The sequence below is a fragment of the Paramaledivibacter caminithermalis DSM 15212 genome (assembly GCF_900142245.1).
Lineage (GTDB): Bacteria > Bacillota > Clostridia > Peptostreptococcales > Caminicellaceae > Paramaledivibacter > Paramaledivibacter caminithermalis.
The window spans coordinates 1-4465 of the sequence record NZ_FRAG01000109.1; the positions used below are offsets into that span (position 1 = coordinate 1).

The window sequence follows — 4465 nt, forward strand, 5'->3', positions numbered from 1 at the left end:
GTTAAAGAATATAATGTAGCAAGATCTACCGTAAATAAGTGGGTTAAAGATTATACTACATCAGGTTCTTTTAAAGCTAAGGACAATAGAACAAAAGAGGAAAATGAACTAATAAAACTTAGAAAAGAAAATCAAAGACTCAAAATGGAGAATGATATTTTAAAGCAAGCGGCGCTGATAATGGCACGAAAATAGCTATTATCAAGGCTAATAGACATAAGTACAGTATCAGTGCCATGTGTAAGGTGTTCAGAATAAGTAGAAGCCTTGTTTACTATACTCCTAAAGAAAAATCATTTGATAGTAAGCTAGAAAATGAAATAATAACTATCTTTAAAAAAAAGTAGAAATAATTATGGAACTAGAAAAATAAAAAAGGAATTAGATAAAAAAAGGTATCAGGTTTCTAGAATAAGAATTGGACGTATTATAGAAAAATATGGTTTGGTATCTAATTATACAGTCAAGCAATATAATGTTTATAAATCAAAGTGCAATGAAGATAAGTGTAAAAATGTTGTTAACAGAGAATTCGATAGGAAAGAGTCTATGGAAGTTGTGATAAGTGATTTAACTTATGTAAATGTTAAGGATAAGTGGAATTATATATGTATATTATTAGACCTATATAATCGTGAAATCATTGGATACGCTGCTGGTAAGAATAAGGATGCAACCCTTGTTTATAAAGCCTTTACAAAGGTTAATAGACCTTTAGAAGATATTAAAATATTACACACTGATAGAGGTAATGAATTTAAAAATAATGTGATAGACAGTTTATTAACTACATTTGATATAAAACAATCCTTAAGTAAAAAAGGCTGCCCTTATGATAATGCAGTAGCAAAAGCTGCCTTTAAGGTTATTAAAACAGAGTTTGTTTTTAATAAAATATTTGAGAATTTCGAACAATTAGAATCGAATTGGTAGTGTCATAAAATATGTGTCTGGGCGTAAATAATGTCTCCTTTATAAATAATTTCCTGAGTACATAACGCATCAAATAGTAATTCAAATCTTCTTATTTCTTTTTCTTGTTGTGGATTAATCATTCCCTTTGACTTAAATGCTTTTACAAAAGTTCGCTCCTCAGTATCTTTCTTTTCATAATTCAATAAGGTATCTATACTAATGCCTAATGCCTTACTAATTGCTTCACCTTCATCTAAAGAAATTATTCTTTGTCCATTTTCAATTTTGACCATGACAGGTCTGCTAACACCAATTTTACTAGCAAGTTCCGCTTATGTTAAACCAATTTCTTTTCTTAACACAGCAATTCTATGGCCTAAATTTTTAAACTTCATAATGCCACCTCCTAATAATATTATATGAACATTTTTCAATTACGTCAGTACTTATAGATGTAAAATGTTCTGTTTTAGACCTTTTGCTACTACCTTAGTATTTTCATTTTGAGAAATTTAATACTTCTATTCTTTTTTATCAAAACAAATATAAACAACTCATTATCATTATTTTTTTAACAAATTTATCCTTCAATATCTCAATTAATAAACGATTATGATAAACCCTTAAAATTAAAGCACAAAAAGGCCATGAAAAGTCAATTATCATTTCATGGCCTTTTTCTACTTTATTAAATTAGAAAACATATCTACGCACACGGTATTCGTAATGCAATTTCTATTTCAATGTGGTTTATAATCTCTTTATCCTTAAATCTATTGATTTTAGGCTTATTAGAATTATAATTAAAAATCCGTGTATCCATTGATATCATAGCTATTACGGCTATTCTTTGCGACGTATTCTTACGCAGCACTCCACATGTGTTTTGATAGAATAATGATAGTATTTCGCAGAAATTAAAGAAATTTACCCCCTCTTACCCCCTCTGCATTTAGAATTTGTTTATTTTTTCTCATATAGAATATACCTTATATATTTTTATATGAGTATAGATTAATATTACTAATTTCACACTACAAATAAGTCAAGTGTTTTTTTTAATAATTGTTTTCTTGTTTGCCTAATTATTTGAATATTAGGAAGTTAACGACATTGAATGTGATAGCCTGCTCTTTATAACTTACAAAGAAGTTATATTCAAAAATGTTTTATAATTTCTTAATATACATGATTTGGAACTTTATAATATCTGTTTACCGTCTTATAGGTAATACTGCAATAAACATTTTTATCTACTAGGTAAAACCCTATATCATATCTTTTCCCATTTTGATGAACAAATATATATATTTCAAGAAAGCTTTTATATTCCCAATTTTTAATCAAATTCCATTTATCAACCTTTAAATTTTTTATAAATGAATTAATTTGATTATCTTCTTTAATTGTTATCAATTTTCCTTCAATTCCTTTTTGTAATTGTATGGAATGTATAGGTAAATCAAATATTTTTTTACCTTTATTATCATTTAAATATTTGAAAACAACGACTGTCAGAACTAATATAACAACAAGACATGTTAAAATTAACTTATTATTTAATTTCATAAAAATATTCACTCTTGACAAAGGTTTTTGTTGGTTTATGTTTGAGTGTTGTCAAAATTATCATATATACCTTATTTGTTTGTAAGTCATAATAATATTTACTTTCTTGTTCTTCTATAGTATAGTCATTGTCTTCAATTTTCTGTTCCACTGCTTTTGCATTTAAATTATTAGTTTTTATATTCATTATATTATTTTTTATTTCACTCTTCACTTCGTTTTCAATAGTATTGTGAAATATTTTTTTTGCTTTACTATTTTTAATTAATACAGTATATGAGTTATTAGTTTCAAAACCACCTATTTTGTAAATAAAATCAATAACAGCTCGATTTTTGTTGGTATTTGTTAAGTAAATATTATAGTCATCAATATCAAATTCTGAATCTATTTCATCTTTTATATAATCTATGATAGAATTGCAATTTGCTTTTTTAACATTAAACTCTAAATTTTGTTTAACATTATAAGTTTTATGCTTTATTTTATTTATTTCTTTCTTATTTATATTTTTTAAGTAAACCTCATCTTTACCAACGCTATCATTTTGTACGTTAATCTTACTAAAAGAAATATCAGACAATTTTATTTTTAAATTTTTGTTACCTTCAATTATAACAGACTTCACATTATTATCTGTATAACTAAAAGAATTGGCATAGTCAACAGCTTCTTGAACAATTTTACCTCTTGCTAATTCATTTGTATATCTTCCTAACCACTTAGTATGAGAAGTAGCACCTACTGATTTTTTCCACCCTACTGCTGTATCTGCACCTTCGCTTACAACTCTCTTAGTAATATTATCTGAACCATCTGCTGTTTTACATGCAGCAAATGTTGCTAAATCAACTTTAGACATATGATAACTTTTAATTCCAGCATATTTATATCCTGTGCTACTATTATCATAGTCTTTGCCATAATAAATACCTGTTTTATAATCTCCTTTCTTTTTATAATTAAATGATACGCATTGGTAATTACCATGTCCACTAAAGAATAGAATTTCACTTTCCATTCTTGGATCATTAGTGTTTGGGTTATCTCCTCTCAAATATTGATATATAGGCTTAATATTGTAGTATGAAATGTATCCAGCTATGCCAAAATCAGTAGCTGCATCTATTGCATCTTGAGATGTATCAATATCACTATCAAATATACCAGAATCATAATTTGTTCCAATCGAATATGCATATTGATCTGCTGCAAATACAACAGAACTACTCATTAATATCAAAGAAACAATTAAACAAATTAACTTTTTCATAAAAAATCCCTTCCAATTTTGTTGCTATTGTCAAAAATTTAATTATAATCTTCAACTTAACCCATTGATTTTACTTTAAATTTATATCAAAACTTTACCACCCCTCAAAGCAAGGATATTTTAAAAAGATCAATTTATCTCTTTGCAGTACCCTATTTTAAAAATACTTTTTGCGCTAATTCTATCAACTACATAAACAAGCTTGTCTACAAATATAATTCTACCCACCCTGTTACAAATTTGTCAATGATTTCATTGTAAATTTTATCTGCCTATTAACCATCCTGACAAAGGCTTCCTTTAATTTTTCCTCATCAACAGCTTTCATACTGCAGCCCTTAGGCCCTTTTCCATCCTGGTTTCTGCATACCCATACATATTTTTTGTACTTTGGTATACTGCCCCAGCGAACTCTCCTAAAACGTGAACCGCAGTTGCCGCATATAATTTTCCTGGAGAAATTATACTCAATATAAAATTCTCAATAAAAAACAAAAGTAAGCGTCAAATAGCCCCCACCTAGCAACTAGGCAGAGGCTATGATATTATTCTTTTAAAGAAACCTTACAATCACTTGGAAGAGTATCTGACTAAGGTAGTAAAGCATCAAGGTGAGTCGTATTTGTTATATCTATGTTAGGTAATTTTACAAATAAATATTGTAGGTAATGAAATGGACTTAAGTTATTGGCTTTAGCAGTTTCAATT

5 protein-coding genes and 2 pseudogenes are annotated in these 4465 nt (G+C 27.5%); 1 reads left to right on the forward strand and 6 read right to left on the reverse strand.

The features are described from left to right. Positions 1 to 921, forward strand: a pseudogene (locus tag BUB36_RS20250) (IS3 family transposase); the annotation flags it as partial. 14 nt (positions 922 to 935) lie between these two features. Here BUB36_RS20250 and BUB36_RS18445 read toward each other — a convergent pair. The 6 genes and pseudogenes from BUB36_RS18445 to BUB36_RS18465 form a co-directional block, all read right to left on the reverse strand. Next, positions 936 to 1235, reverse strand: a pseudogene (locus BUB36_RS18445) (helix-turn-helix domain-containing protein); the annotation flags it as partial. 386 nt (positions 1236 to 1621) lie between these two features. Continuing rightward, the gene (locus tag BUB36_RS19945; RefSeq protein ID WP_165613152.1) at positions 1622 to 1789 is read right to left on the reverse strand and encodes a hypothetical protein; all 168 of its coding nucleotides are present in this window, start codon (positions 1787 to 1789) and stop codon (positions 1622 to 1624) included. 305 nt (positions 1790 to 2094) lie between these two features. Beyond that, entirely contained in the window at positions 2095 to 2484 is a 390-nt protein-coding gene (locus tag BUB36_RS18450) for a hypothetical protein (protein ID WP_073153719.1), read from the reverse strand. Beyond that, on the reverse strand, positions 2471 to 3757 hold the full coding sequence (locus BUB36_RS18455; protein WP_073153721.1) for a hypothetical protein: 1287 nt from the start codon (positions 3755 to 3757) through the stop codon (positions 2471 to 2473). Before BUB36_RS18455 ends, BUB36_RS18450 begins: the two co-directional genes overlap by 14 nt. Positions 3758 to 3989: 232 nt before the next feature. Further along, positions 3990 to 4229 carry a zinc ribbon domain-containing protein gene (locus BUB36_RS20465; protein WP_084112145.1) on the reverse strand — a complete coding sequence of 80 codons (240 nt, stop codon included), beginning with the start codon at positions 4227 to 4229 and terminating at the stop codon, positions 3990 to 3992. 118 nt (positions 4230 to 4347) lie between these two features. After that, positions 4348 to 4465 (reverse strand): transposase domain-containing protein (locus tag BUB36_RS18465; RefSeq protein WP_073153723.1); only part of this gene is annotated, 118 nt, incomplete at its 5' end.